Source organism: Inhella sp. (genome assembly GCF_041912635.1).
Lineage (GTDB): Bacteria > Pseudomonadota > Gammaproteobacteria > Burkholderiales > Burkholderiaceae_C > Inhella.
The window spans coordinates 32,569-56,099 of sequence record NZ_JAYRMO010000020.1; the positions used below are offsets into that span (position 1 = coordinate 32,569).

The following is a 23,531-nucleotide window of genomic DNA, read 5'->3' on the forward strand; positions in this document are numbered from 1 at the left end:
GGGCGCGGACAGGGCGGCGCTGCAGTGTCTCTGCGCTTCAGGGCCGCTGATGGAAGTACCAGTGGTCCAGGCTGAGCAGCACCCGGGCGTGCTCGCGCAGCGAAACGCCGGGCAGCCCCAGGGTGTCGCTGGCGAAGTACCAGTGTTCGACAGCCAGTTCAAAGGCTTCCTCCAGGCTGGCTGGGCGGCGCCGCACCCGCAGGTACAGGGTGGTGCCCCCCGCGCAGCACAGTTCGGCGCCGTAGCGTTCATGCCAGCGCCGCAGGGCGGCAATCTTGGCGGGCAGATGCCACTGGCTGCCCCACCAGAGCAGATGGGCGAATGCCTCCCAGCTGTGGCGCAAGGGCAGCAGCACCACCACGCCCGGCCAGGTGCACAAAAGGCTGCCATCCACATAGGCGCGGCTTTCGGGCTGAATGGCTGAGTCGCCAAACTGCGCGTACTCCCAGTTCAGCAGCCAGCGCTGCAGGTCGCGTTGGCATCGCAGCTCGCCCCGCTTGAACGCGCTGCGCAACGCCGTTGTGCTCGGACCCCTGCCGAAGCGACGTTTCACCTCAGCGATGGCAGTCGGAATCAGGCCATAAGGCCCTTCCAAGGGCTCCAGCTCGTCGGACACAAAACCGGGCCGCTCCAAGGATTGGGCTAGGGGCAGCAAGGACTCGGCCAGTGCCTGGCCCGCGTAGTCACCGTTCCAAAGCTCCAGCCCGTTCCCGGGCGGCAGCAGGTATTGCAGATCGTCGGCCGGCAGGAAGACCGGATACAGCGGCAGTTGGCGCCGCAGTTCGTCCAGCAGCAGTGGTGGCGCATTCAGCGCTGGCGCGACCGGATCGATCACAAAGGCCGGCTTCAAGCTGCTGGCCAGTGCGTAGCGGCGGAGCGAGGCCTGGCTCGCAGAGCTGTTTGAGATTGCGAGGGCGATGGAGCGCTGAGATGGGATGCGCATGCGTGGCCGGCAGACGGGCGGAGAAGGGGGCGTACTGTGTGGGCTGCCTGAGAGGGTGGCGTGACCAGTTGTTTTCCAAGCTCAGCTGCCTACCTGGGCGAATGGCGACTCGCTACGGCAATTGAGAGGTGCGGACCTTTTGAGCGTCCGAACACTTCCTTGCACAGCCAGGGTCGCTGGCTCGCTACCCTGCGCGCCCGCTTTCAGCGCTTGGCCATGATGAGCATTCGATTCGACAGTTTGTGGGATCACCACCCGGTTTCCGGCGGCAAGCCGCGCCTGTTTCCGACTTCGGTGTACGAGAACCAGTGCGCCATCAACGTGAGTGCAGCTTTGATAGGCGCTGGTTTGAGCTTGCGTGGCTTTCCCGGTGCGAAGTCGGGCAAGCCTGCCGACAAAGTGCGCTACGCCTTGCGCGCGGAGGAACTGGCCAATTGGCTGGCGGGCAACCCGGGAGGGCTTCCTTTCGGGGTCCGGCGCTACCGTGCCGATGAAATCTTTGACAAGCGTCGCAAGAAGTACCTGCTTCAATTGCCCGAGTTCCGTCGTGATCGGGGCATCGTCTTCTTCAAGGATTACTGGAACCGTTCGGTTGCAGACCGAAGCGGAGATCACATTGACTTGTTTGATGGCGATGGCATGACGGGAGGCGGTTCTTACCTGCGTCTGCAATGGGGCGTGAGCAGCGAGACCTTGGGTTGGTCGGACTACTACCGCTCCGCTCAGATCTGGTTTTGGTCCGTGCCATGAAGGCGCGCCGGCTTCTTGCGGGAGCACTGCTCAGCGTCCTGCTCACCATCGGCTTCTTGCTGTTGATTCGTACACGCAACCTGGCCGGCCATGGTGAGGAAGTTGCCGACCAAACCCTGGGCTGGTTCATCGTGGGCATGCCCGCCATTCCCTGCCTCGCGTTCGGACTTGTGGCCTACCTGTGGGATCGCGCCCCGTCGCATCTGGTGACGGTGGGCACGTCGATGACCTTTGCGCTGCTTGCGTTTCTGAGTACCGAAGCCCACTGGCTGAAGCCGATTGACCTGTGGCAGCTTTCCGCCAGTTGGCGGGATGTCTTGATCACGGCTTATTTCGTCCTTCTGGCAGCCTCAGCGCCCATGGGAGCTTGGCTCGGTTGGTGGGTTGGTCGCCGTAGCTTGGGGCGCGGGGGCTAAAGCGGATCGCCCGGCCAAGCACTCCACCTGGCACGCAGCCTGTGGATTCTTTGTCAGCGCGCCTCTGAACCGTCGCGGCGGGATGTGATTGATCAATTCAGCTTCTCCGCCAACCACCCCGCCAACTGCCCCGGCGTCATCGCCCCCACCTCGGCCCCGGCCTCCACCAGCTTGGCCGCCAGCTCGCGGTCAAACACCGGGTCCGCCTGCTCATCCAGCGCCGCCAGGCCCAACACCTTGCTGCCCTGGGCCGTCAATGCGCGCACCTGATTGATCAGCAGCGCCTCGGGCAGGCCCTCGTAGAAATCGCTGATCAGCACCACGATGGCGCGGCGGGGCACTTCAATGCGTTCGGCCGCGTAGCCCACCGCATGGGCGATATGCGTGCCGCCGCCCAGCTGCACCTGCATCAATAGCTCGACTGGGTCGCCGACATGGTCGGTGAGGTCAACGATGGCGGTGTCGAAGGCGATCAGGTGGGTCTTGATGCCGGGCAGGGCCCACAGGCACGAAGCAGTGACGGCGGCATGGATCACCGAGCCGAGCATGCTGCCGCTCTGGTCCACCAGCAGGAAGACCTGCCAGGGTTCGAGCTGGCGGCGGTGCTGCACATGAAAGCGCGGCTGCTGCACCACCAGGCGGCGGCTGGCGGGGTCGAAGTGCTTGAGGTTGCGTTGGAGCGTGGTGCGGGCGGCGAACTGGGCGCTGCTGCCGCGCGGGCTGTACTGGTGCGGGCTGCGCTTACCCGAGAAGTGCGCGCGCACCTGGGTGGCCAGCTTGTCGATCAGCTCCTTCACCACCTGGGCCACCAGCTGGCGCGCCAGCGCCAGCACCTGCGGGTTCATCAGGTGCTTGGTGCGCAGCACGGCCTGCAGCAGGGCGGGGTTGGGCGTGGCGCGCTGCAGCACCTCGGGGTTGGTGACGAGTTCATCGATGCCATAGCGCTCCAGCGCGTCGCGCTCCAGGCGCTCCACGGTCTCCTTGGGGAAGAGGGTGTGGATGGCGTTGATCCAGTCAGGCACCGTGAGGCTGGAGGCCTCGTCGCCGCCATGGCGGTCGAGGCGGTCGCTGGCCTGGCCGCCTTCGCATTCACGGCCATACAACCATGCCAGGGCCTGGTCCATGCCCTGGGCGGTGGCGCCGCAGGCGCCCAGGCTGGGTGCGGCTGCCTCGCCCAGCAGCAGGCGCCAGCGTTCCTGCAGATCGAGTTCGGGCAGGGGCTTCATGGCAAGACTCCATGCTCGCGCGCCCAGGCCAGAGCCTGGGCTTCGATGCGCTTGGCATCCAGCAAGGCCTGCGTGCCTTGGCGCAACTTCAGCAACTGCTGACGCTGCGCGGGCGGCAGGCCGAGCAGGGGCGCGACGAGATCGGCGATGGCGCCACGCTCGCGCGGCGGGAAGCCGGCGAAGGCGGCGCGCAGCGCGGGCAGGGCGACGAGGAAGTCCTCGTGGCCCAGACCTTCGAGAGCGGCGTGCACGGCGCGCACGATGGCCTCGTCCTCGGTGGCCAGGGCGCGCGCACAGGCGAACAGGCCGTAGAGAAAATCGCCCAGGGCCTCGCGCGGCGGCATGGCGCGCGTCAGCGCCAGCACCTCGGCGCGCAGGGCCGGTGGTGTGGGTTGTTCGGCCTGGCTGACGCACAAGCCCAGCGCGGCGCCACGCAGTGCTGGCGGTTTGCTGGCGCTGCGCGCCAGACGCTCGGCGGTGTGGGTCAGGAACCCGGCGTCCAGCCCGGGCAGATCCAGGCGCAGCAAGGCTTGCAGGGCCCGCAGGCTGCGCACATCGGCCTCGATCAAGGCCGCGCTGCCGGCGCCGTCGCGCCCTTCGAGCCGCCACAGCAGGCGCTCGGCCAGGGCCACCAGGGTGGCCTCGAGCAGCGGGCGCGGGTCTTCGCCCCAGAAGCCGGCCTGCACCAGCTCGGCCAGGGCGATGCAGGCCTGGGCCAGCTCGCCATGGTCCTGGGCCTGGGCCAGGCTGGCCTGCAGGCGCTGCGCGAACTCCTGGCCCAGGCCGTGCAGGCCGGCGCGCAGGGCTTGGCGCAAGGCTTCGGCCAGGGCGGCGGGGTTGCCGTCGGCGGCGCGCAGCAGCAAGGCTTGCTGGGCGGCGGCCTGCAAGGTGGCGCCATGCACGGCGGCCTCAATCAGGTCGGGGAACCAGCGTTCGTCCTGCTGCAGCAGCCAGTGCTCCTCGAAGGCCAGGGCGGGGGCGAGCGCACGCGCGGCCCGCGGGGCTTTCATTTCTTTTAGCCGCGCGCCGCCCACGCCGAGCAGGCGCAGCTGCCACAGCAGGCGGGCGCGCGGCAGGTCCTCGGGGCGGCGGCGGTCCAGCACCAGGTGCTGCGCCTCGCGACGCGGCTCCAGCGCACAGGCCTGCAGGCGTTCGCGCGCGTCGTGCACCAGCGGTGGCAGCGGCGTGCTGGCGTGCAGGCGCCCGCCGCCCTCGCCGGTCAGCGCCAGCAGGGCCTCGCGCAGCAGTGGGTGGTGCCGGGGGCTCAGGCGCCCGCGGCCGCTCCAGGGTGCGGGCTCGTCCAGGGCCTCTTTCAGCAGCGTGGATTGCAGCGCGTCGAGCAGGTCCACGCGCAGCGGCCAGGCATGCCCGCGCAGGCGCGCCAGGCCCAGGGCCTGCTGCTCGAAGGCGATCAGGTCCGCGGTGGAGACGATCTGCTGCCGGGCGCGCAGGCGGTCCACCAGGCGGCGCAGCGCCCAGCGTGCGGTGGCAGCGCCGCCTTGGCGCCATTGCTGTTGGTAGAAGAAGGGCGAGGGCATGCCGGCTGCGTAGCCGCCCAGGGCATCGACCTGGCGGAACTCGTAGGGCACCAGGTAGCAACCGGCCTCGCGCTCGTTGGCTGGCTGCGGGCTGATGGGCTCCTCGGTTTGCTGGATCTGCGGCCAGGCCCGCTGCAGGGCGGGCAGATGCCAGCCGCCGCAGACCACCAGCACGCGCTCGAAGCGCGCGGCCGCCCAGGCGATCCAGCGCGCCATGCAGGCCTCGCGCTGTTCGTCTTCGTCGCCGGCCTCTTCATCGTCGCGCAACTCCTGGAAGTAGGTGTCGAGGCGCTGCGCCAGCGCAGGGTCGTCGGGCGGCAGGGCTTCGAACAGATGGTCCCAGAGCGCGTCGTCGCCATCGCAGCCGGTGCGGCGGCACAGGGCCTGCACCACCTCGGCGTAACGGTCGCGCTGCGGGCGGCGTTCGGGCTTGCGGGTGCGGTAGCGCCAGTGGGGCAGGTCGATGAAGCGCAGCTCGGCCTTGGCTGCTGCGCCTTCTTGCAGGGCGACCCATTCGGGCGAGTAATCGAGCAGGGGGTACCAGCATTGCTGGGCGCTGTGCTCGGCTTCGTTGGCGTAGCTGTAAAGGGCGATTGGCAGCTCGTGCTGGAGCAGCAGCTCTTGAATTCTTGGGTTGAAGTCGGCGGGGCCTTCGATCAGGACGGCTTGCGGTTGGTGCGTGCGGATGTGGTGGCGGACGCGGTGGGCGCAGGCGGGGCTGTGGTGGCGGATGCCGAGGATCGTGACTGCCATCTTGTTTACCGACGGCAATGTGCTTGCGGTGCAGCCCGCCGGGAGTTCGTCCCGGCAGCCGACCTACTTTCTTGCTCGTGCAAGAAAGTAGGCAAAGAACACGCGCCCGCTCCGCTGTCCCCGGCCTGTGGCCGGGGATTCCCTGCGCTGCTCGCGTCTTGGGGCTGCAGGGCGGAACGCACTGCGTTCGCTTCGCTCTCTCCGTTTGGACGGCCGCCCTGGTCCAGAAGTTGAAGCGCGCTGCGCGCGCGCCCCAAGCCGCTGTGCTGCTCGGCAGCTACGAAGGGCGAACAGCCAGCAGCCGAACAGCCAAAGTCCAAACAGCCAACAGCCGGGAAACGGCGCGATGGTGGAAGCCCGGGCTGTTCGGTATTTGGCTGTTGGCTGCTGCCCCTATGGAGGTGCCGAGCAGCACAGAAACGCCGGGCGGCGTGCGGCACGCACGCCCTCCCATCAAGCTCGGCCCAACTGTCTGAGCGGAGTGAGCAACGCGAACGCAGCGAGTTTTGGGCCGGCCCGGCGTTTCGCGCAGCGCAGGGGACCCAGCCGCAGGCCGGGCACCGGAATCGGGGCCGTGTTCTTTGCTTACTTTCTTGCACGAGCAAGAAAGTGAGTCGCCTGCCGGGGCGAAATCCCGGCGGGCTTTCACGATGAGCGAACGAAGAGAGCAAGGCAGCCACTGAAGCCATCACTCCGGCAACAAATGCCTCGCCGCATGAAACGCCTTCCAAGCCTCCCCCTTGCGCTTCGAAGCCCGCTGCTCGATGTAGCGCCGGATCTTCTTCAGATCGTCCGCGTTGTCCTTCGCCGCCGCCCCCGCCAGCAACTCCACGATGTCCCCCGCCTGCCCCGAATCCCCGCGCAAGTAATGCCCCCGCAATGCCACCGCATGCGCCACTGCCACGGCTTCCGCGGTGCTGACGACCGACGTCAAACGTTCCCCCGCCTGGCCCTCGGCATCCAGGCCCGTGCGGAGCTCACGGAAGGTCGTCACCAGCACCTCCAGCAGCTCGGGTGCGGGGCTGCGCGGCACGCCGTCCTGAGCCAGCAGGCGGGCCACCTCGGCCTGCACCAGGGCCAGTTCCTGGTCCAGGTCGGCGATGGGAAACACCGTCTCGAAGCTGAAGCGGCGCTTGAGCGCGGCGGACATCTCGTTGACGCCGCGGTCGCGCGTGTTGGCGGTGGCGATGAGGTTGAAGCCCGGTGCGGCGAACACGGCTTCGCCCAGCTCCGGCACGGCCAGCAGGCGTTCGGAGAGGATCGAAAGCAAGGCGTCCTGCACCTCGGGCGGGCAGCGGGTGATTTCCTCGAAGCGGGCGATGCGGCCCTCGCGCATGGCGCGCATCAGCGGCGAGGGCACCAGGGCGCGTTGGCTTGGGCCTTCGTTCAGCAGCAGGGCGTAGTTCCAGCCGTAGCGGATCTGGTCTTCGGTGGTGGCGGCGCTGCCCTGCACGGTCAGCGTGCTCTGCCCGCAGATGGCCGCGGCCAGCAGCTCCGACAGCAGGCTCTTGGCGGTGCCCGGCTCGCCCACCAGCAAGAGCGCCCGGCTGGAGGCCAGGCCGACCATGGCGCGCTCGATCAGGCTGGGCGCGCAGACGATCTTGGGCCGTGCGGCGCCCTCGCCCAGGATGAAGCGGCGCACCGCGGGCATGGACAGCTGCCAGCCCGGCGGGCGCGGGCCTTTGTCGCTGGCGGCCAGGGCGGCCAGTTCGTCGGCGTAGAGCTGTTCGGCGGGGGGGCGTTGCACCTTCATCGTCATTCCTTCAGCGGAGCCATCAGCTCCAGATCACGCAGCAGCTCGCTCAGCGCCACCGGGTGCAGCTGCGCAAACGCCACCTGGCCGTCGGCGCCCCAGCTGCCGCGGCGGCGCAGGGTCAGCGCGGGAAAGCGCTGCTTGGGTTCGGTGCTCAGGTCGCCCACGTAGGTGCCGGGCTCGAGCTGCAGCTCGGCCTCCCACTCCTCGCCCAGCGCTTTGCTGAACCAGCCGATCCAGCCGGCGTCCTGCGCCTGGCCGCGTTCCCAGCCGCGGTTCACCAGGCCCATCACGCTGCCGGTGGCCACCACCTTGGCGGCAAAGCGCTTCAGCTCACTCGTCTGCGCCTCGGCGGGCGGCAGCGCAAAGGTCTCGCGGCCCAGCTGCTTGAAGGGTTGGAGGATCTCGTAGTCGGCAAACACCTGGCCGAAGGCCTGGGTCAGGCTGGCTGGCAGCTCGAGCGGGTGGGCGATGCCGATCTGTGCGTCCGCCGGCAGCTCGAACAAGTTGTCCTCGGCGTCGGCCAGGCTCCAGTCTTCGGCGATGCGGAAGGCGGTGCTCAAGTTGCCGTCGGCCCCATACACGCCCCAGACCAGACGCGCGGCCAGGTGGCGCATCAGTGGGTGCTGCAAGAAGAAGAGCGTGAACTCGGCCACCGGCCAGCGGCGCTGCGCCACCATGGCCATTTCCAGGCGCAGCAGCTGCAAGGCGGCCACGGCCTTGGCGTCCTTCTTGACCTGCTTGAAGCGCTCGGTGGCGGCCTCGGCCAGCGCGGCGTCGTCGCTTTTTGTGGGTTTGGGCAGGTCCTTCAGGCGCAGGCCCTGCGCGTCCTTCACAAAGGGCTTCAGCGCTTCATCGAAGTGCACGAAGAACTGGCGCGGGCCGAAGTCCAGCGGCAGGCGGCCGTCGTCGTCGAGGCCGAGCTCGGGCACCAGCCGGTCGGCCAATTGCTCGGGCGTGAAGCCACGCAGTTCGGCCACGGCGGCAATCTTTTCCTTGGCCTTTTCCTGCAGGCCCTTGAACTTGACCTTGGCGGCGATGCCGTTGAGGTGCATCAGCGCCACATCGCTGCCGATGGCGGCCAGCACATCCAGCCCAAGCACCGCCCGCGCATGCGCCGCCTCGCCCGGCCATTCGCGGATGCGCGGCGCCAGGCGTTGGGCCGTGTCGTCGTCCCCCAGCAGGCCCAGGGCCTGGAAGGCCCAGGCCTCCTTGCTCGGCGCGCCGGCGCTCAGCCAGGCCAGGAACAGGTCCCAGGCAAAGCCGGCCAGCGAGGCAGGGGTGCACAGCGCACGCAGGCGCTCGATGCCGGCGTAGGGCGCGTCCAGCGTGCTCATCGCCAGCATCAGGCCCACCGCCTCCATGCTCGCCAGCGGCAGGGCCGCGCCACCCTCGCGCAGCAGCGGGCGGCGGAAGGTGGCGGGCACGTAGAAGGCGGGCAGCTTGGGCAGGCGCGCGGGCAGCACGCGCATGGGGTCGAAGTCCAGCAGGGCCTGCAAGGCCTCGCTGCAGCCCAGTTCGGTGGCGGCCGCCTGCAGCTGCGGCGCCAAGCCCTGCTGGGCCAGCCAGCGCAGCGCGAAGGCGGCGTCTTCGCGCGCGGTCTTGTCGGCGCCGAAGGCCAAGGGGAGGGCGCCGCGGGCGGCGGTGTCGGGGTGGCGGCGCAGCCAATCCAGCGCCAGTGCCCTGGCCTTCTTGAGGCGGCGTGCGGCCAGGGCCACGGGCACCAGGCCGGGGTGGTCGATGTGCTGGGCCACGCGCAGGCCCACTTCGGGCTGGGCGGCGGCCAGGCTCAAGAGGCCGGGCAGCGCGGCTTCACCATGGCGGGCCAGCAGGGCCCGCACAGGGGCTTCTATGCCTTCCCAGCCGTACCACTGCGCGCCCGGGTAGCCGTTCCATACCGACAGGCCCAGGCCTTCAGGCAGCAGCAGGGCCAGGTCGGGCGATTCGCCCATGTACTGGCTCGCCACCGGCATCACGTCCTCGGGTGCGAGCGCTCCACCCTCACGCAGCGCGGCGCGCGCCTGGGGCAGCACGCGCAGGGCATTGAGCAGGTGGTCGACGCGGTCGCTGTGCTTGCGGTTCAGCACATAGCTGTGCGCTTGGTAGGCCATGTGCCGCTCGCGCTCGCCCGGGGCCCAGTTGATCCGCCCCGGCGTGGCCGGCGCCTGCAGCGCCAGCGTGGGCAGGGGCGCGGGCCGTTGCTTGTCCAGCCAGGGCGGCTGGCGCAGCCAGTCGGGCAGCTGGGTGGCTTCAGCCTCGGCGATGGCGGTCTGCGCCAAGCGCTCTTCCAGCGCGGCCAGCTGGGCGCTGCCGGCCAGCTGCGGGCGCACGGCCTGCAGCGCGGCCGGGGCGCGCAGGGCCAGGCGCAGCGCCGCGGCGGCGGCTTCCTCGCTGCGCGCCTGCAGCAGGCACAGCAGGGTGGCGGCGGGGAACTCCTCGGCCAGCTTGTCCAGCGCGTTGCGCGCCTCCAGCCGGGCCATCAGGCCCACCAGGGCGGGCAGCAGCTCGGGCACGCGCAGGCGCAGCATCAGGTTGAGCAGCTTCTCGGCCTCGTCCTTGTTGGCCGCCAGGTTCACGGCCTGGGCGAACAAGGGCAGCGCGGCGGCGCCATGCAGATGGGTCTGCAGCAGCAGCGGGCCGACCATGTTGTCGTAGCTCTGGTAATTGCGGCGCAGGTAGGCCAGCGCGTCCTGCGGCGGCATCACGCACTCGCGCAGCCAGTCGCGGCCGTCCTGCGGTGGGTCGGCCAGGGCCTGCGCCACCCAGTCGGCGCGGTGCGGGCACAGGAAGGCGCGCATCTCGCGCTGCAATGGGGTGTGGCCGGCCTCGCGCTCCAGCAGCTCGATGGCGCCTTGGTGCTCGGCTTCATCGGCCCGCGCGATGCGCGCGCGCAGCAACTGGAAGCAGCGCAAGACCTCGTAGGCCTTGCCCGCCACGGCCAGCAGGTCCAAGCCCACTTCGAGCATGAAGTTCAGGCCGTGCAGCTGCAGGCCCTGCTCGGTGGCCCAGGCCACGCCGGCGTTCCAGGTCTGCTCGCGCGGCAGCTCGGGGCTGCGCACGGCGGCGAAGTGCTGGCCGGCCTGGGCCAGGCGTTCGCTCCAGGCCTCGATGTCGGCCTGCTGCAGGCGCTCGGCCTGCATGGCGGCCTGCATCTGCGCGGCGGTCCAGAAGGTCCAGCTGCGGCCAGCCGCCTGCATCGTGTCCTGGAAGCGCTGGGCGCGGTATTGCATGCCGGCTTCCTGCGACCAATCCAACTGCAGCGAACGCCACAGCGCCGATTCATCAGGCATGCGCAGGCTGCGCAGCACCGGCAGGCGCTCGCGCAGCGCGGGCGTCCACAGGAAGCCGCCTTGGGGCCACGGGATGTCGGCCGCGGCGGTGGGCGGGGTGGGCGGCGCTTCAGCCCTGGGAGCAGCCGGAGTCAGGGCGCCCACCAGCGCAGGCGCGGGAGCGGGCTTGGGTGATGTTGGCGCAGGCGTGGCTGCCGCCGCCAGCTTTGCCCCAGCCGCCACCCCCACCTCCGCATAACCCTTGCCGGTCTTCTCCTTCACCAGCTTGTCGTGTTCCTTCAGCGCCGCCGCAGCGTCGTCAAAGGTCTTGGTTTTGCTCTGGCCCACGGTGCCGATGCGGCCAAAGCGCACGCTCAGCTCAGCTCCGCTCAGCGCCACTTCCCAGAACTTGCTGGCGCTGCCCTCGATCAGTTCAAAGCGTCGCATCCTGTCCTCCCCTCAGAGGCCGGCGACTGTAGGGCGTGGCCGCGGCGCTTGCGCTCCCCGGCAACCCTTCAAATGCAGGAAGCGGGCTGTGTGTCAGTCAGCCGCACACACCTGGTTGCGCCCAAGGTGCTTGGCGCGGTAGAGGCGCCGGTCGGCGGCGGCATAGAGCCCCGTCAAAGCCTCGCAGCTCGGGCCGGTTTGGGCTACGCCCAGGCTGATGCTGAGCTGCAGGGGCGCGCCTTGTGGGGTGGGTACGCGCAGAGCCTGCACGGCGGCGCGCAGCTGTTCGGCTTTGAGCGCGGCGTCGGCCAGGGCGGTGTCGGGCAGCAGCACGGCAAATTCTTCGCCGCCCACGCGGGCCAGCAAGTCCTCGCGGCGCACCAGCGGGCGCAGCGCCTCGGCCAGGGCGCGCAGGGCTTCGTCACCCACGGTGTGGCCATGGCGGTCGTTGATGGCCTTGAACTGGTCGATGTCCAGCAGCACCAGGCTGATGCGGCGCTGGTGGCGCTGGGTGCGCGAGAGCTCGGCCTCGGCCGTGGCCACGAAGTGCCGGCGGTTGGCCAGGCCGGTGAGCGAATCGGTGACGGACTGCTGGCGCAACTGCTCGCGCTGTTGGATCAACTCGGTGATGTCGGAAGAAAAGCCGATCAGCACCTGATGCCCGGCCTCGGTCTTGAGCGGCACTTTGACCGTCCAGTAATGCGAGGTGCGGCCATGGGTGTCGATCAGCGTCTCTTCGCCGCTCTGCGCCTGGCCGGACTCGAACACCTGGCGGTCCATGGCCCAGAGTGCGTCGGCCACCTCGGGCTTCAGCACCTCGATGTCGCGCCGGCCGATGACGTCATCCGCCTGGCGCTCGAACAGTGCGGCCGTCTTGGCGTTCACATAGCGGAAGCGCCGCTGGTCGTCCTTCATATAGATGTGCGCATCCACATGGGCCAACACGGTTTGCAGCAGCTGATGCTGTTCGGCCATCTCGGCCTCGATGCGTTTGCGCTCGGTGATGTCGGTGGAGATGCCGCACAGGCCGATGATCTGGCCCTGTGCATCGCGCACGGGCTTCTTCACCGTCCAGTAGATGCGCTGTTCGCCGGTCTCGCGCACATAGTTCAGCTCTTCTTGCTCAAGCAGCTGGCCGGTCTGCAGCACTTGCTGGTCATGCTCGCGCAGCTGGTTGGAGCGCTCCAGATCGAAGAACTCGCCGTCCTCATGCCCCAGCACCTGCTCGCGGCTGCGGCCGAACAGGTCCAGCACCGGCTGGTTCACATAGGTGTAACGGCCCTGCAGGTCCTTGCAGAAGATGTATGCGCCGGTGATGTCGAGCACGCTGCGCAGGGCCTGCAACTCGTGCAGCAGGGCGGTGGGCAGGGCGGCGTCGTCGGACATGGGGTGCGGCAGGGTGAGCGCAGCTTTTTACTCCATGCCTGCTGCGCGCGCACTCGGGCCCCACCAGGGTGGCCCGACGCCCGGTCACGTGCTGGCGACAACCGGCTGGTGCCCAGCCGGGGCGGCTACATCTACTGCTCCAGCGCCCGCGCCGCACCCAGCAGGGCGGGCGAAACCGGGCTGTCGATCACCCAGCAGGGGATGGGCGCCAGGAAGGGCGCAAAGCGGCCCTTGCCCTCGAAGCGCTCGCGAAAGCGCGAGGCGCGCAGCTCGGGCAGCAGGCGCGGCGCGATGCCGCCGCCGATGTAAACCCCGCCCTGCGCGCCCAAAGTCAGCGCCAAGTTGCCGGCCACGCTGCCCAGGAAGGCGCAGAACCAGCCCACGGCGCGCTGGCAATCGGCGTCGCCGGCGCGCGCGCCTTCAATCACGGCGGCCGGCTCCAGGCGTTCGGCCACGGCGCCGCGCAGGCGCGCGGCGGCCCAGGCCAGGTTGCTGAGACCCGGTCCGGACAGCGCCCGCTCGGCCGACACATGGCCGAACTCCTGGCGCAGCAGGCGCAGCACGGCGTCTTCCTCATCGTCGCAGGCGGGCAGGGTGGCATGGCCGCCCTCACCGGCCAGCGGCAGGAACTGCCCGCCCGCCGCCGGCAGCAGGCCGGAAACCCCCAGGCCGGTGCCGGCGCCCAGCAGGGCCAGCGGCGCGTGGGGGCGGATGCGTTCCGCCTCGCTCACGCTGCGGCCGCCCAGCTGCTGCAGCTCCTGCGCGGGCAGCGCGGGCAAGGCCAGGGCCAGGGCCGTGAAGTCGTTCAGCACTTCCAGGCGCTGCAGGCCCAGGCCCTGGCGCAGTTCGCGGATGGAGAACGCCCAGTGGTGGTTGGTCATGCGCACCTGGTCGCCATCCACCGGGTTGGCAATGCCCAGCGCGCAGGCGGCCGGGTTCTCGCCCCCTTGCTCGTGCAGGTATTGGCGAATGGCGGCCTCCAGCGTCGGGTGCTCGGCACAGCGGTAGCTGCGCACATCGCTGAGCGCGGCGCCCGGGCGGCTGAGCCAGGCGAAGCGGGCATTGGTGCCGCCGATGTCACCCAGCAGGCGGGGAAAGGGGGTGGTGTTCATGCGGCTCCGGCAAGGCGTGTTGGACAGATGGCGGGATTTTCATGAAAGCGCTTGCATGATGCAAGCCCGCATTGAGTCGGCCATAACGCAAGGTGATTAGGTGAATACCCTTTCGAATGAACAAATGAAAGCGGTTTCATTAAGATTGCGGCACTCACCACCCACGGAGTGTCGGATGAAGTGCTTGCGCCCCAGCGCCTGGCTGGCCCATGTCGTGTTGCTGGCCTCCTGTGGCGGCGGGGGCGGCGCGGCCTCGGCCCCGCCTGTGCCAGCCCCTGCCCCTGCCCCGGTTCCTGCGCCGGCTCCCGCTCCGGCACCGGCACCTGCCTTGCAGCGCCCGGACGACCATCAGCTCGTCTGGGCCGATGAGTTTGACCAGGCCGGCCTGCCCGATGCCAGCCGCTGGGTCTACGACACCTTCCGCAACAAGGAAGGCTGGTTCAACCGCGAGCTGCAGTACTACAGCGCCGCCCGCGCCGAAAACAGCGCGGTGCGCGAGGGCCGCCTCGTCATCACAGCACGGCGCGAGTCGCTTTCCAGCCAGCCGGACTGGGGCGGCCAGGCCTACACCTCCGCCCGCCTGATCACGCGCGGCAAGGCCGAGTGGACGTACGGCTTCTTCGAGATTCGCGCCAAGCTGCCCTGCGCCAAGGGCAACTGGCCGGCCATCTGGTTCCTGGGCGCCCAGGGCGAATGGCCGGACGGCGGCGAGCTGGACCTGATGGAGCACCTGGGCCGCGACCCGGCTCATGTGTTCTCCACCGTGCACACGCGCAGTGGCTTTGGCGGCCAGGGCAAGGGCGGCGGCACGCAGCTGCCCACCGTCTGCAGCGCTTTCCACAACTACCAGATGCTGTGGACGCCGCAAAGCGTGCGCTTCGGCATCGACGGCGTGGAGCACGCCCGTTACGAGAACGCCGGCAGCGGGCCCGCGCAATGGCCCTTCGACAAGCCGCAGTTCCTGCTGCTGAACCTCGCCATCGGTGGCGACCTGGGCGGCGCGGTGGATGACAGCGCCTTCCCGCAGCAAATGGAAGTCGAGTACGTGCGCGTCTACCAGAAGCGATGAACCCTCTCCCCTACCGCGACCCCAGCCGGCCCCTGCCGGCCCGCGTGGACGACCTGCTGGCCCGCATGACCCTGCCGGAAAAGGTCGGCCAGCTGATGCAACTGGACGGCCAGCGCGTCTACCGCGAGTTGGTGCGTGACTTCCACGTCGGCAGCCTGCTGCACATCAACGGCAGCGATGCCGATGCCGCCCAGGCCGCCGCCGCGCAGACCCGCCTGGGCATCCCGCTGCTGCTGGCCGACGACGGTATCCACGGCCACTCCTTCTGGGCCGGCGCCACCATCTTCCCCACCCAGCTGGCGCTGGCCTGCAGCTGGAACCCGCAGCTGGCGCGCGAGGTGGCGCGGGTGACGGCGGTGGAGATGCGCGCCACGGGCCTCAAGTGGACCTTCAGCCCGGTGCTCTGCCTGGCGCGCGACCTGCGCTGGGGCCGCGTCAACGAAACCTTTGGCGAGGACCCGCTGCTGCTGGGCACGCTGGCGCTGGCCATGATCGAGGGTTACCAGGGCCAGGGCCTGCACGACCCCGATGCCGTGCTGGCCACCGCCAAGCACTACGCCGGCTACTCCGAAACCCTGGGCGGGCGCGATGCCAGCGAGGCCGAGCTGAGCCGGCGCAAGCTGCGTTCGACCTTCCTGCCGCCCTTCGAGCGCGCCGCGCGCGGCGGCGCCATGGCCTTCATGACCGGCTACCAGGCCATCGACGGCGTGCCCAGCACCGCCAACCGCTGGCTCTTGACCGAGGTGCTGCGCGAGGAATGGGGTTTCGAGGGCATCCTGGTGACCGACTGGAACAACCTCGGCCATCTGGTGAACTCGCAGCGCGTCTGTGCCGACTACGCCGAGGCCGCAGCCCTGGCGATCCGCGCCGGCAACGACCTCATCATGGCCACGCCGGAGTTCTTCGAGGGCGCGCAAGAAGCCGTGGCGCGCGGGCTGCTGAGCGAGGCCGAGATCGATGCCGTGGTGCGGCGCGTGCTGACGCTCAAGTTCCGCATGGGTCTGTTCGAGGACGCCGGCCTGAGCGACCCGGAGCGCATCCGCACCCAGGTGGGCTGTGCCGCGCACCGCGAGCTGGCGTTGCGCGCCGCGCGCGAGAGCCTGGTGCTGCTGCGCAATGAACCCTGGCAAGGCGCGCCCCTGCTGCCGCTGGACCCGGCGCGTTCGCGCCGCATCGCCGTGCTCGGGCCGAATGCCGACGACCCCGACGCCCAGCTGGGCGACTGGAGCCTGGGCAGCGGCCAGATGGTGGGCCCGAGCGGCGACCGCCACCCGCGCGAAGCCACGGTGACGGTGCGCGATGGCGTGCGCGCCCTGCTGCCGGCGGGCTGGACTTTGGTCGACAGCGCCGAGGAGGCCGAGTTCATCGTGGCCGTGGTGGGCGACCGGGTGGCCTACAACGGTGAATTCAAGAGCACGGCCACGCTGGAGCTGCAGGACGGCCAGATCGAGTGGCTGGCGGGGATCGCGGCCCTGGGCAAGCCCTGGGCGGCGGTGCTGATCAACGGCAAGCCCCTGGTGCTGCCGCCCGCGTTGCAGGCCGTGCCGGCGCTGATCGAGTGCTTCAACCCCGGCATGCTGGGCGGCCAGGCGGTGGCCGAGGCCCTGTTCGGCCTGCTGAACCCCAGCGGCCGCCTGCCCATCAGCATCCCGGTTCACGTGGGCCAGCAGCCGGTGTTCTACAACGCGGTGCGCGGTCAGCATGGCGATCGCTATGCCGACCTGACCCAGGAGCCGGCGTTTGCATTCGGGTTCGGGTTGGGCTACGGGCGGGTTGAGTACGGGCCGCCTTCCCTGGATCGCGCGCAGGCTCGCGTGGGTGAGACCGTGAGCGTGCGGCTGGAACTGCACAACACCGGGCCGCGGGAGCAGGTGGAGGTGGTTCAGCTGTACGTTGAGGACGAGGTGACCAGTGCGACCTGGGCGCGGCGGGAGTTGAAGGGTTGGGAGCGGGTCTGCCTTGCGGCGGGTGAGCGCCGTGAGGTGGTGCTGAACTTGGCGGTGGATTCACTCTGGATCGTGGATGCGGAGGGGCGGCGGGTGGTGGAGCCGGGGTCGTTCCGTCTGCTGGTGGGGTGCTCTTCTCGGGATCAGGACTTGTCGGCTTTGTCGCTGGTTGTTGTGGCCTGAGTGAGAGCCCGCCGGGATTTCGCCCCGGCAGACGACCTACTTTCTTGCTCGTGCAAGAAAGTAAGCAAAGAACACGGCCCCGATGCGCAGCCCCTTGGCTTTGCCAAGGGGTCCCCTGCGATGCTCGCTTGGCTGGGCCGGCCCAAAACTCGCTGCGTTCGCTGCGCTCACTCCGCTCAGACAGTTGGGCCGAGTCGGTTGGGGATCGCGCGCTGGCGCGCGCTGCCCAGCCAAGCTGCGCTTCTCGGCAGCGCATAGGGGCAGCAGCCCTAGCAGCCAACAGCCAACAGCCAACAGCCAACAGCCAACAGCCGGGGAAACGACACGCTGCTTGCAGTCCGGGCTGTTCGGTATTCGGCTGCTGGCTGTTCGGAGTTGCCCCTATGCCAAGCCGAGGAGCACAGAAGAGTGGGCCCGCGCGCGCCAGCGCGCCTCGTGCTCTGACTTGGCGCAACTGTCTGAGCGGAGTGAGCGAAGCGAACGCAGTGAGTTTTGCGCCGGGCCCGCTCTTCGAGCACCGCAGGGAACCCCTGGCGCAGCCAGGGGCGCAGGCATCGGGGCTTGACCTTTTGGTTCCTTTTGGGTCAAGCCAAAAGGAACTCGCCTGCCGGGGCGAGACCCGGCGGGCTCCCAAGAAGGCCAAAAAACTCAGCCCAACCGCATCCCAACCCCATCAAACCCCATCACCGCCTCCCGCCGCGCGCAAAGCCGCACCTCAGCCCCCATCTGCACCGCCCGCCCTTCATCGCCCAATCGCACGATCAAGGCCTGCTCCAGCCCCGCCACGCGGGCATAGACCAGGGTCGTGTCGCCCAGATGCTCGGCCAGCTCCACCTGCGCCACCACGCCTTCCTCAGATGAAGAGGCCAGCCGCAGATGCTCCGGCCGAATGCCCAGCTTCATGCAGCCCTCCGCAGCCGGCCCCAAGGCCGCCCACAGCGCCCGATGCGCAACGGCAGCATCCGCAGCCGGCCGCGGCACCAGGTTGATGCGCGGCGCGCCGATGAAGCCGGCGACGAACTCGGTCGCGGGCTTCTCGTACAGCTCCAGCGGCGCGCCGATCTGCTCGATGCGGCCGCCGTTGAACACCGCGATGCGGTCGCCCAGGGTCATGGCCTCGGTCTGGTCGTGCGTCACGTAGATCATGGTGGCGCCCAACTGCTGGTGCAGGCGCGCCAGCTCGATGCGCATGTCCACGCGCAGCGAGGCGTCCAGGTTCGAGAGCGGCTCGTCGAACAGGAACACCTTGGGCTGGCGCACGATGGCGCGGCCGATGGCCACGCGCTGGCGCTGGCCGCCGCTCAGTTGCGCGGGGCGGCGATCCAGCAGCTCGGTCAGGCGCAGGGTCTCGGCGGCCTGGCGCACGCGCGCTTCGCGCTCGGCCTTTTTCACACCGGCCATCTTGAGCGCGAAGCCCATGTTCTCGGCCACGCTCATGTGCGGGTAGAGCGCGTAGCTCTGGAACACCATGGCCGCGCCGCGCTCGGCCGGACGGCGTTCGTTGGCGCGCTGGCCGTCGATGCGAAGCTCGCCCTCGCTGATGTCCTCCAACCCGGCAATCATGCGCAGGGTGGTCGTCTTGCCGCAGCCGGAGGGGCCGACGAAGACGAGGAACTCGCCGTCGCGCACCTCCAGGTCCACGCCCTTGATGATGTGCGTGTCGCCGTAGCGCTTGTGGATGCCGTGCAGGCTCAAGGCGGCCATGGTCAGGCTTTCTTCTTCTGCTGCTGCAGGAACTGCTGGTACCAGCGCGCGCTGTCCTTGGGGGTGCGCTGCTGGGTGGCGTAGTCCACATGCACGATGCCGAAGCGCTTGCTGTAGCCGAAGGCCCACTCGAAGTTGTCCAGCAGGCTCCAGACCATGTAGGCGCCCACGCGCACGCCCTCCTGCATGGCTTCGTGCACGGCGGCGATGTGCTGCTGCAGGTAGCGGGTGCGGGCCTCGTCGGCCACGCGGCCGTCCTTCAGCTCGTCGGGGAAGGCGCCGCCGTTTTCGGTGATCCACAGGCTGGGCAGTTGCGGATAGTCGCGCTGCAGGCGCAGCAGCAGCTCGGTCAGGCCCTCGGGGTAAATCTCCCAGCCCATGTCGGTCAGCTCGCGGCCGGATTGCTGGTTGCTCCAGCTGCCGTCGGCCGATTGCACGGTGCGCGAGTAGTAGTTGACGCCCAGGAAGTCCAGCGGTTGCTGAATCTCGGCCAGGTCGCCCTCGGCCATCTGCGGCACGGCGTCGCCCAGGCTGGCCCAGACGTCGGCGGGGTAGCGGCCGCGGCACAGCGGGTCCAGGTACCAGCGCGCCAGCAGGCCGTCTTCCAGCTGCGCCTTGGCGCGGTCGGCCGGCGAAGGCGTGGCCGGGTGCATCGGGGCCAGGTTCAGCACGATGCCGAGCTTGGCCTTGGCCCCGTGGGCACGCAGGGCCTTGAGCGCGCGGCCGTGGCTGAGCAGCAGGTGGTGCGAGACCTGCATGGCGGTGGCGCGGTCCTTCACACCGGGGGCAAAGATGCCCTGGTGGTGGCCCAGCTCGGCCATCACCCAGGGTTCGTTGTGCGTCACCAGCGAGGCCAGGCGGTCGCCCAGGCGGCGCTCGATGGCCAAGGCGTAGTCCACGAAGCGGTCCACCGTGGCCCGGTTGGCCCAGCCGCCTTGCTCCTGCAGGGCCTGCGGCAGGTCCCAGTGGTTCAGCGTCAGGTGCGGCTGCAGGCCACGGGCCAGCATGCCGTCCACCAGACGGTCGTAGAAGGCCAGGCCAGCGCGGTTCCATTCGCCCTGGCCGGTGGGCTGCACGCGCGGCCAGCTGACCGAGAAGCGGTAGGCGTTCACGCCCAGGCTGGCGATCAGGTCCAGGTCCTCGGCCCAGCGCTGGTAATGCTCGCAGGCCACCAGGCCGTTGCTGGCGTCGGCAATCGCGCCGGGCTGCTGGCAGAAGCGGTCCCAGACGGATTCGCCCTTGCCGTCGGCTTGGGCGGCGCCCTCGATCTGGAAGGCGCTGGTGGACACGCCCCAGACGAAATCGGCCGGGAAGCGCAGGTCGGCGGTGGGGTCGGACATGGGGAACTTCTGTGGGGAGAGCATGGGGTGGACTACTTGACGGCACCGGCGGTCAGGCCGGCAATCAGTTGGCGCGAGGCCAGGGCGAACAGCAGCAGCAGGGGCAGGGTGGCAATGGCGGCGCCGGCAATCAGCGCGCCCCATTCGGTGTCCACCGGGTTTTGCAGCAGGCGCAGGGCCAGCGGCAGGGTGAAGTTCTCGGGCGTGCGCATCACGATCAGCGGGCCCACGAAGTTGTTCCAGCTGCCGATGAAGGCGATCAGGCCCAGCGTGCCCATGGCGGGCTTGAGCAGGGGCAGCACGATGCGGGCGTAGATGCCGAACTCGCTGCAGCCGTCCATGCGCGCGGCCTCGATCAGTTCCTTGGGCACCGCGCTCTTCACGTACTGGCGCATCAGGAAGATGCCGAAGGCGTTGGCCGCACCGGGCAGGTAGAGCGCGCGGGGTTGGTCGATCCAGCCCAGCAGGTCCATGATCATGAAGCTCGGGATCATGCTCATGAAACTGGGCAGGATCATGGTGCCCAGCACCAGCGCGAACAGCGGCCGCTTGAAGCGGAACTCAAACATCGCGAAGGCGTAGCCCGCCATCGAGCAGAACAGCAGCGTGAGTGCCGTGGAGGCCAGCGCCACGTACAGACTCCAGCCCAGGTTGCGCCAGAAGGGGATGCGCTCGGTAAGGATGCGGAAGTTGTTCGCCAGGTCGTCGCCGAACCACAGCGGCGGCGGCACGGCAAAGATCTCGGCGCGCGACTGCGTGGCAAACACGAACATCACATAGAAGGGCGCGGCCATCAGGACGGCGCCCAGGGCCACCAGCAACTGCGCGGCGCGCGGGGTCATGGTGTCGCTCTTCATGCGCGCTCTCCAAAGGCCTTCTGCGTGGCCCAGGTGGCCAGGGCCAGCAGGGCGAACAGCAGCCAGGCCATGGCGCTGGCGGCGCCGAAGTCGTTGAAGTCAAAGGCCAGGCGGTAGAGATAGACCGCACTCGTCATGCCAGCCTGGTCATTGCCGCCGCGGCCGTTGGTGAGGATGAAGGGCTCCTCGAACAGCTGCAGGCTGCCGATGACTGAGAGCGTCACGCCGAACAGCAGCATCGCTTTCAGGCCCGGCAGGGTGATGTAGACAAAACGCTGCCAGCGCCCGGCGCCGTCCATGGTGGCGGCCTCGTACAGATCGCGCGGGATGGTCTGCAGCGCGGCCAGGTACAGCACGGTGTTGAAGCCGACGAAGCGCCAGAACACCACGGTGGCGATGGCGGGCTTGAGGCGGTCGGGGTCGTTCAGCCAGTCGATCGCCTGCGCGGGCAGCAGCCACTCCAGCCCAGGCACGGCGCGCATCGCTTTCAGTGCCGCGTTGATCAGCCCGTAGTCGGTGGAGAACAACGAGCTGAACAGGATGGCGATGGCCACCGTGGAGGTGATGTAGGGCATGAAGTAAATGCCCACCAGGGTGTTGCGTGCGCGCTGGTGCAGGCCGTTGAGCGCACAGGCCAGCGGCACCGCGATCAGGTGCTGCGGCAGCGCGCTGGCCAGGCCCAGCCAGAGCGTGTTGCCGAGCGACTTCCAGAACCATTCGTCCTGCAGCGCGAAGACGAAGTTCTCAAGGCCCACCCACTCCATCGCGCCCATGCCGCTGGTGGGTTCCCAGCGCGCAAAGGCCAGGCCCAGCGAGAACAGCAGCGGGAACAGGCCGAACACCGCGAACAGCAGCAGGAAGGGGGCCAGGAACCAGTAGGGCGCGCTGCGCGCCGTGATGAAGAAGCGTGTCATGGCGTTCAGCGGTGGGCGCGGCGGGCCAGCAGGCGTTCGGCATCGCCCAGGGCGCTGGCCACGTCCTTGCCGCGCACCAGCACCTTGTCCAGCTCGGTGTTGATGACCTCGTCCGCGAAGGCGTCCTGGCGGTGCACCTCGACGGCACGGATGTGGCGCGCGGCCTCGCGCCAGATGCGGCGCGCCGGCTGGCCGCCCAGGAAGGGCAGGGGCTCGTCGAAGAAGGGGTCGTCGAAGGTGTCCACCAGGGCCGGGAAGATGTCGTGCGCTTGGAAGGCGTTGAGCAGCAGCTCGCGGTTCAGCGTCAGGTGTTGCAGGAGCTCCCAGGCCAGGGCGCGCCGGCTGGAATCGCCCTTGGCGGGCATGGCGTAGAAGCTGCCTCCATAGGCCGCGAAGCTGCCCTCGGGCAGTTGGGCGGCGCGCCACAGGCCGCGCGTCTTGGGTGCCAGCCAGCTGTTCAGGAAGCCGGCCAGCCAGGCGCCGATCATCTGGGTGGCGATGACGCCGCGGCGGAAGCCCTCGGTCCAGTCGCTCGACCAGTTGTAGACCTTGGCATCCAGCCCCTCGCGGCGCACCTGGGCGGCCAGCTCGAAGGCGCGCACGAAGCGCGGGCTGCGCACCAGCACGCGGTTGTCCTTGCTGAAGTACAGGCCCTCGCCGGGCTGGATGCCGGTGCGGATGAGGATGTCCTTCATGTCGCGCGCATGGGCCAGCAGGAAGGCGCCGGTGCGGGTGCGGATCTGCTGGCCGGCTGCCAGAAAGCCCTGCCAGCTGGTCGTCAGATCGGCCTCGGTGAGGCCGGCGCGCGTCAGCACGTCGTGGCGGTAGAGCAGGGTGCCCGGGCCGATGTCCGAGGGCAGGGCGAGCAGCTCGCCACGGGCGTTGTGGGCCTGCTGCCAGGTGTAGGGTACGAAGCGTTTTTCCAACCGCTCGGCATGGAAGGGCGCCTGGCGCAGGTCCAGCAAGCCGCGCCCTTGCGCGAAGCGGCCCAGGTAACCGACCTCCAGCGTCATCAGGTCCGGCAGGTGGCTGCCGGTGGACAGCGCCGTCACCATCGCCGTGTGGTGGTCGTTCATCTCGCGGCTCACCACCTCCACCTTGACGCCGGGGTGCTGGGCTTCCCAGGCCGGCAGGGCGGCTTTGATGATGGCGTCGAGCTTGGGGTAGGCGGCGACGGTGAGGTGCTGCGGGGCCTGCGCCCGGGCTTGACCGGCACCCAGTGCCAGACCCAGGCCGAGCGCGAGGGTGCTGCGGCGGGGCAAGGGTGGAGCGGCGGTTTTGGGATCGGTCATGAGATGAATGAAAGCGCTTTCATGACTCTAGGGACTGTTGATGGTGCTGTCAATGTCGAGAAGGCGAAACCGGGGGTTTTCGTGGGGTTCCTGAAGTGTTCGCTGGGCGGCAATCCATTGCTCGATCGTGAGAGCCCTCGGGGGCTTCACCCCCGAACCCCGACCCGCATTTCTTTGCTGCGCCAAAGAAACGCGGGGCAAAGAAAGGCGCCAATGCGCACAGTCGCCCTAGGGGCGAACTGTGATGGCGGTGCTTGGGCTCACACTGACACGAGCCCTCATCTGACTTCGACGGGCAGGACGACGAAGGCGCCCGGAGTACCGGTCGTCCCTGGCACCCAGGACCATGACCTCCGAGCGACGAAGAACAGACCCCCAACCAGCAAAAGCCCAAGCCAAACCACTCGTTGGGAGTCTGTTCATCGCAGAAAGCCCGCGATGGTTTGCGGTGGTCTAGTCGGCCGGTACTCCGGCCAGCTTAGTGCCCGGGTTTTCGCAGGCAGAGAAGGGGTGTGGGAGCCATGTGAGCCAGCCGTGCAGTCGCGGCCGACCCTAGGTCGGCTGCGTGCATTGAGCGCCTTTCTTTGCCCCGCGTTTCTTTGGCGCAGCAAAGAAATGCGGGTCGGGGTTCGG

At 69.1% G+C, this 23,531-nt stretch carries 16 protein-coding genes; 4 read left to right on the forward strand and 12 right to left on the reverse strand.

Annotation, left to right across the window (positions count from 1 at the left end; translation table 11 throughout):
- Window positions 1-37 precede the first annotated feature (37 nt).
- Complete coding sequence (locus tag ACE3QP_RS12950; protein WP_374436633.1) at window positions 38-835, reverse strand: DUF4253 domain-containing protein; 798 nt, start codon at window positions 833-835, stop codon at window positions 38-40.
- 324 nt (window positions 836-1,159) lie between these two features.
- On the opposite strand from ACE3QP_RS12950, the gene ACE3QP_RS12955 reads away from it, so the two are divergent.
- Both ACE3QP_RS12955 and ACE3QP_RS12960 read left to right on the forward strand, forming a co-directional pair.
- Window positions 1,160-1,693 (forward strand): T6SS effector amidase Tae4 family protein, encoded by a 534-nt coding sequence (locus tag ACE3QP_RS12955; RefSeq protein WP_374436634.1) that lies wholly within the window; start codon window positions 1,160-1,162, stop codon window positions 1,691-1,693.
- Window positions 1,690-2,109, forward strand: a complete 420-nt coding sequence (locus ACE3QP_RS12960; RefSeq protein WP_374436636.1) for a hypothetical protein — start codon at window positions 1,690-1,692, stop codon at window positions 2,107-2,109. Before ACE3QP_RS12955 ends, ACE3QP_RS12960 begins: the two co-directional genes overlap by 4 nt.
- A 92-nt stretch (window positions 2,110-2,201) precedes the next feature.
- On the opposite strand, the gene ACE3QP_RS12965 is transcribed toward ACE3QP_RS12960, so the two are convergent.
- From ACE3QP_RS12965 to glk, 6 genes are all read right to left on the reverse strand, one after another.
- On the reverse strand, window positions 2,202-3,335 hold the full coding sequence (locus tag ACE3QP_RS12965; RefSeq protein ID WP_374436637.1) for a VWA domain-containing protein: 1,134 nt from the start codon (window positions 3,333-3,335) through the stop codon (window positions 2,202-2,204).
- Window positions 3,332-5,626, reverse strand: a complete 2,295-nt coding sequence (locus ACE3QP_RS12970; RefSeq protein WP_374436639.1) for a DUF5682 family protein — start codon at window positions 5,624-5,626, stop codon at window positions 3,332-3,334. Before ACE3QP_RS12970 ends, ACE3QP_RS12965 begins: the two co-directional genes overlap by 4 nt.
- Window positions 5,627-6,314: 688 nt before the next feature.
- A complete protein-coding gene (locus ACE3QP_RS12975) occupies window positions 6,315-7,385 on the reverse strand; it encodes an AAA family ATPase (protein ID WP_374436641.1) in 1,071 nt (356 codons plus the stop codon).
- Window positions 7,382-11,095 carry a DUF4132 domain-containing protein gene (locus ACE3QP_RS12980; protein ID WP_374436643.1) on the reverse strand — a complete coding sequence of 1,238 codons (3,714 nt, stop codon included), beginning with the start codon at window positions 11,093-11,095 and terminating at the stop codon, window positions 7,382-7,384. The genes ACE3QP_RS12975 and ACE3QP_RS12980 overlap by 4 nt, the downstream gene beginning before the upstream one ends.
- 93 nt (window positions 11,096-11,188) lie before the next feature.
- Window positions 11,189-12,481 (reverse strand): diguanylate cyclase, encoded by a 1,293-nt coding sequence (locus ACE3QP_RS12985; protein ID WP_374436645.1) that lies wholly within the window; start codon window positions 12,479-12,481, stop codon window positions 11,189-11,191.
- A gap of 131 nt (window positions 12,482-12,612) precedes the next feature.
- Window positions 12,613-13,593, reverse strand: coding sequence for a glucokinase (glk, locus tag ACE3QP_RS12990; protein WP_374436647.1), 981 nt, complete (start codon window positions 13,591-13,593; stop codon window positions 12,613-12,615).
- Window positions 13,594-13,921: 328 nt separating this feature from the next.
- On the opposite strand from glk, the gene ACE3QP_RS12995 reads away from it, so the two are divergent.
- Together ACE3QP_RS12995 and ACE3QP_RS13000 are read left to right on the forward strand one after the other, a co-directional pair.
- Window positions 13,922-14,662, forward strand: coding sequence for a family 16 glycosylhydrolase (locus ACE3QP_RS12995; protein ID WP_374436649.1), 741 nt, complete (start codon window positions 13,922-13,924; stop codon window positions 14,660-14,662).
- Window positions 14,659-16,791, forward strand: a complete 2,133-nt coding sequence (locus ACE3QP_RS13000) for a glycoside hydrolase family 3 N-terminal domain-containing protein (RefSeq protein ID WP_374436651.1) — start codon at window positions 14,659-14,661, stop codon at window positions 16,789-16,791. Before ACE3QP_RS12995 ends, ACE3QP_RS13000 begins: the two co-directional genes overlap by 4 nt.
- Window positions 16,792-17,439: 648 nt before the next feature.
- Here ACE3QP_RS13000 and ACE3QP_RS13005 read toward each other — a convergent pair.
- The 5 genes from ACE3QP_RS13005 to ACE3QP_RS13025 are packed head-to-tail and all read right to left on the reverse strand — an operon-like array spanning window position 17,440 to window position 22,898.
- Window positions 17,440-18,495: an ABC transporter ATP-binding protein gene (locus tag ACE3QP_RS13005; RefSeq protein WP_374436653.1), complete on the reverse strand. Its 1,056-nt coding sequence runs from the start codon at window positions 18,493-18,495 to the stop codon at window positions 17,440-17,442.
- A gap of 2 nt (window positions 18,496-18,497) precedes the next feature.
- Window positions 18,498-19,835 carry a GH1 family beta-glucosidase gene (locus ACE3QP_RS13010; protein WP_374436655.1) on the reverse strand — a complete coding sequence of 446 codons (1,338 nt, stop codon included), beginning with the start codon at window positions 19,833-19,835 and terminating at the stop codon, window positions 18,498-18,500.
- Between the two features lie 32 nt (window positions 19,836-19,867).
- Window positions 19,868-20,692: a carbohydrate ABC transporter permease gene (locus ACE3QP_RS13015; RefSeq protein ID WP_374436657.1), complete on the reverse strand. Its 825-nt coding sequence runs from the start codon at window positions 20,690-20,692 to the stop codon at window positions 19,868-19,870.
- On the reverse strand, window positions 20,689-21,606 hold the full coding sequence (locus ACE3QP_RS13020) for a carbohydrate ABC transporter permease (RefSeq protein ID WP_374436659.1): 918 nt from the start codon (window positions 21,604-21,606) through the stop codon (window positions 20,689-20,691). Before ACE3QP_RS13020 ends, ACE3QP_RS13015 begins: the two co-directional genes overlap by 4 nt.
- Before the next feature lie 5 nt (window positions 21,607-21,611).
- Window positions 21,612-22,898, reverse strand: a complete 1,287-nt coding sequence (locus tag ACE3QP_RS13025) for an ABC transporter substrate-binding protein (RefSeq protein ID WP_374436661.1) — start codon at window positions 22,896-22,898, stop codon at window positions 21,612-21,614.
- Between the last annotated feature and the right edge of the window lie 633 nt (window positions 22,899-23,531).

Bases quoted from the DNA above. Each gene is read 5' to 3' on its own strand.
- ACE3QP_RS13015 (WP_374436657.1), bottom strand. From the start codon at position 20,692: ATGAAGAGCGACACCATGACCCCGCGCGCCGCGCAGTTGCTGGTGGCC.
- ACE3QP_RS12960 (WP_374436636.1), top strand. From the start codon at position 1,690: ATGAAGGCGCGCCGGCTTCTTGCGGGAGCACTGCTCAGCGTCCTGCTC.
- ACE3QP_RS13000 (WP_374436651.1), top strand. From the start codon at position 14,659: ATGAACCCTCTCCCCTACCGCGACCCCAGCCGGCCCCTGCCGGCCCGC.
- ACE3QP_RS13025 (WP_374436661.1), bottom strand. From the start codon at position 22,898: ATGACCGATCCCAAAACCGCCGCTCCACCCTTGCCCCGCCGCAGCACC.
- ACE3QP_RS12970 (WP_374436639.1), bottom strand. From the start codon at position 5,626: ATGGCAGTCACGATCCTCGGCATCCGCCACCACAGCCCCGCCTGCGCC.
- ACE3QP_RS12965 (WP_374436637.1), bottom strand. From the start codon at position 3,335: ATGAAGCCCCTGCCCGAACTCGATCTGCAGGAACGCTGGCGCCTGCTG.
- ACE3QP_RS13020 (WP_374436659.1), bottom strand. From the start codon at position 21,606: ATGACACGCTTCTTCATCACGGCGCGCAGCGCGCCCTACTGGTTCCTG.
- ACE3QP_RS12980 (WP_374436643.1), bottom strand. From the start codon at position 11,095: ATGCGACGCTTTGAACTGATCGAGGGCAGCGCCAGCAAGTTCTGGGAA.
- ACE3QP_RS12975 (WP_374436641.1), bottom strand. From the start codon at position 7,385: ATGACGATGAAGGTGCAACGCCCCCCCGCCGAACAGCTCTACGCCGAC.
- ACE3QP_RS13005 (WP_374436653.1), bottom strand. From the start codon at position 18,495: ATGGCCGCCTTGAGCCTGCACGGCATCCACAAGCGCTACGGCGACACG.
- ACE3QP_RS12985 (WP_374436645.1), bottom strand. From the start codon at position 12,481: ATGTCCGACGACGCCGCCCTGCCCACCGCCCTGCTGCACGAGTTGCAG.
- ACE3QP_RS12955 (WP_374436634.1), top strand. From the start codon at position 1,160: ATGATGAGCATTCGATTCGACAGTTTGTGGGATCACCACCCGGTTTCC.
- ACE3QP_RS13010 (WP_374436655.1), bottom strand. From the start codon at position 19,835: ATGTCCGACCCCACCGCCGACCTGCGCTTCCCGGCCGATTTCGTCTGG.
- glk (WP_374436647.1), bottom strand. From the start codon at position 13,593: ATGAACACCACCCCCTTTCCCCGCCTGCTGGGTGACATCGGCGGCACC.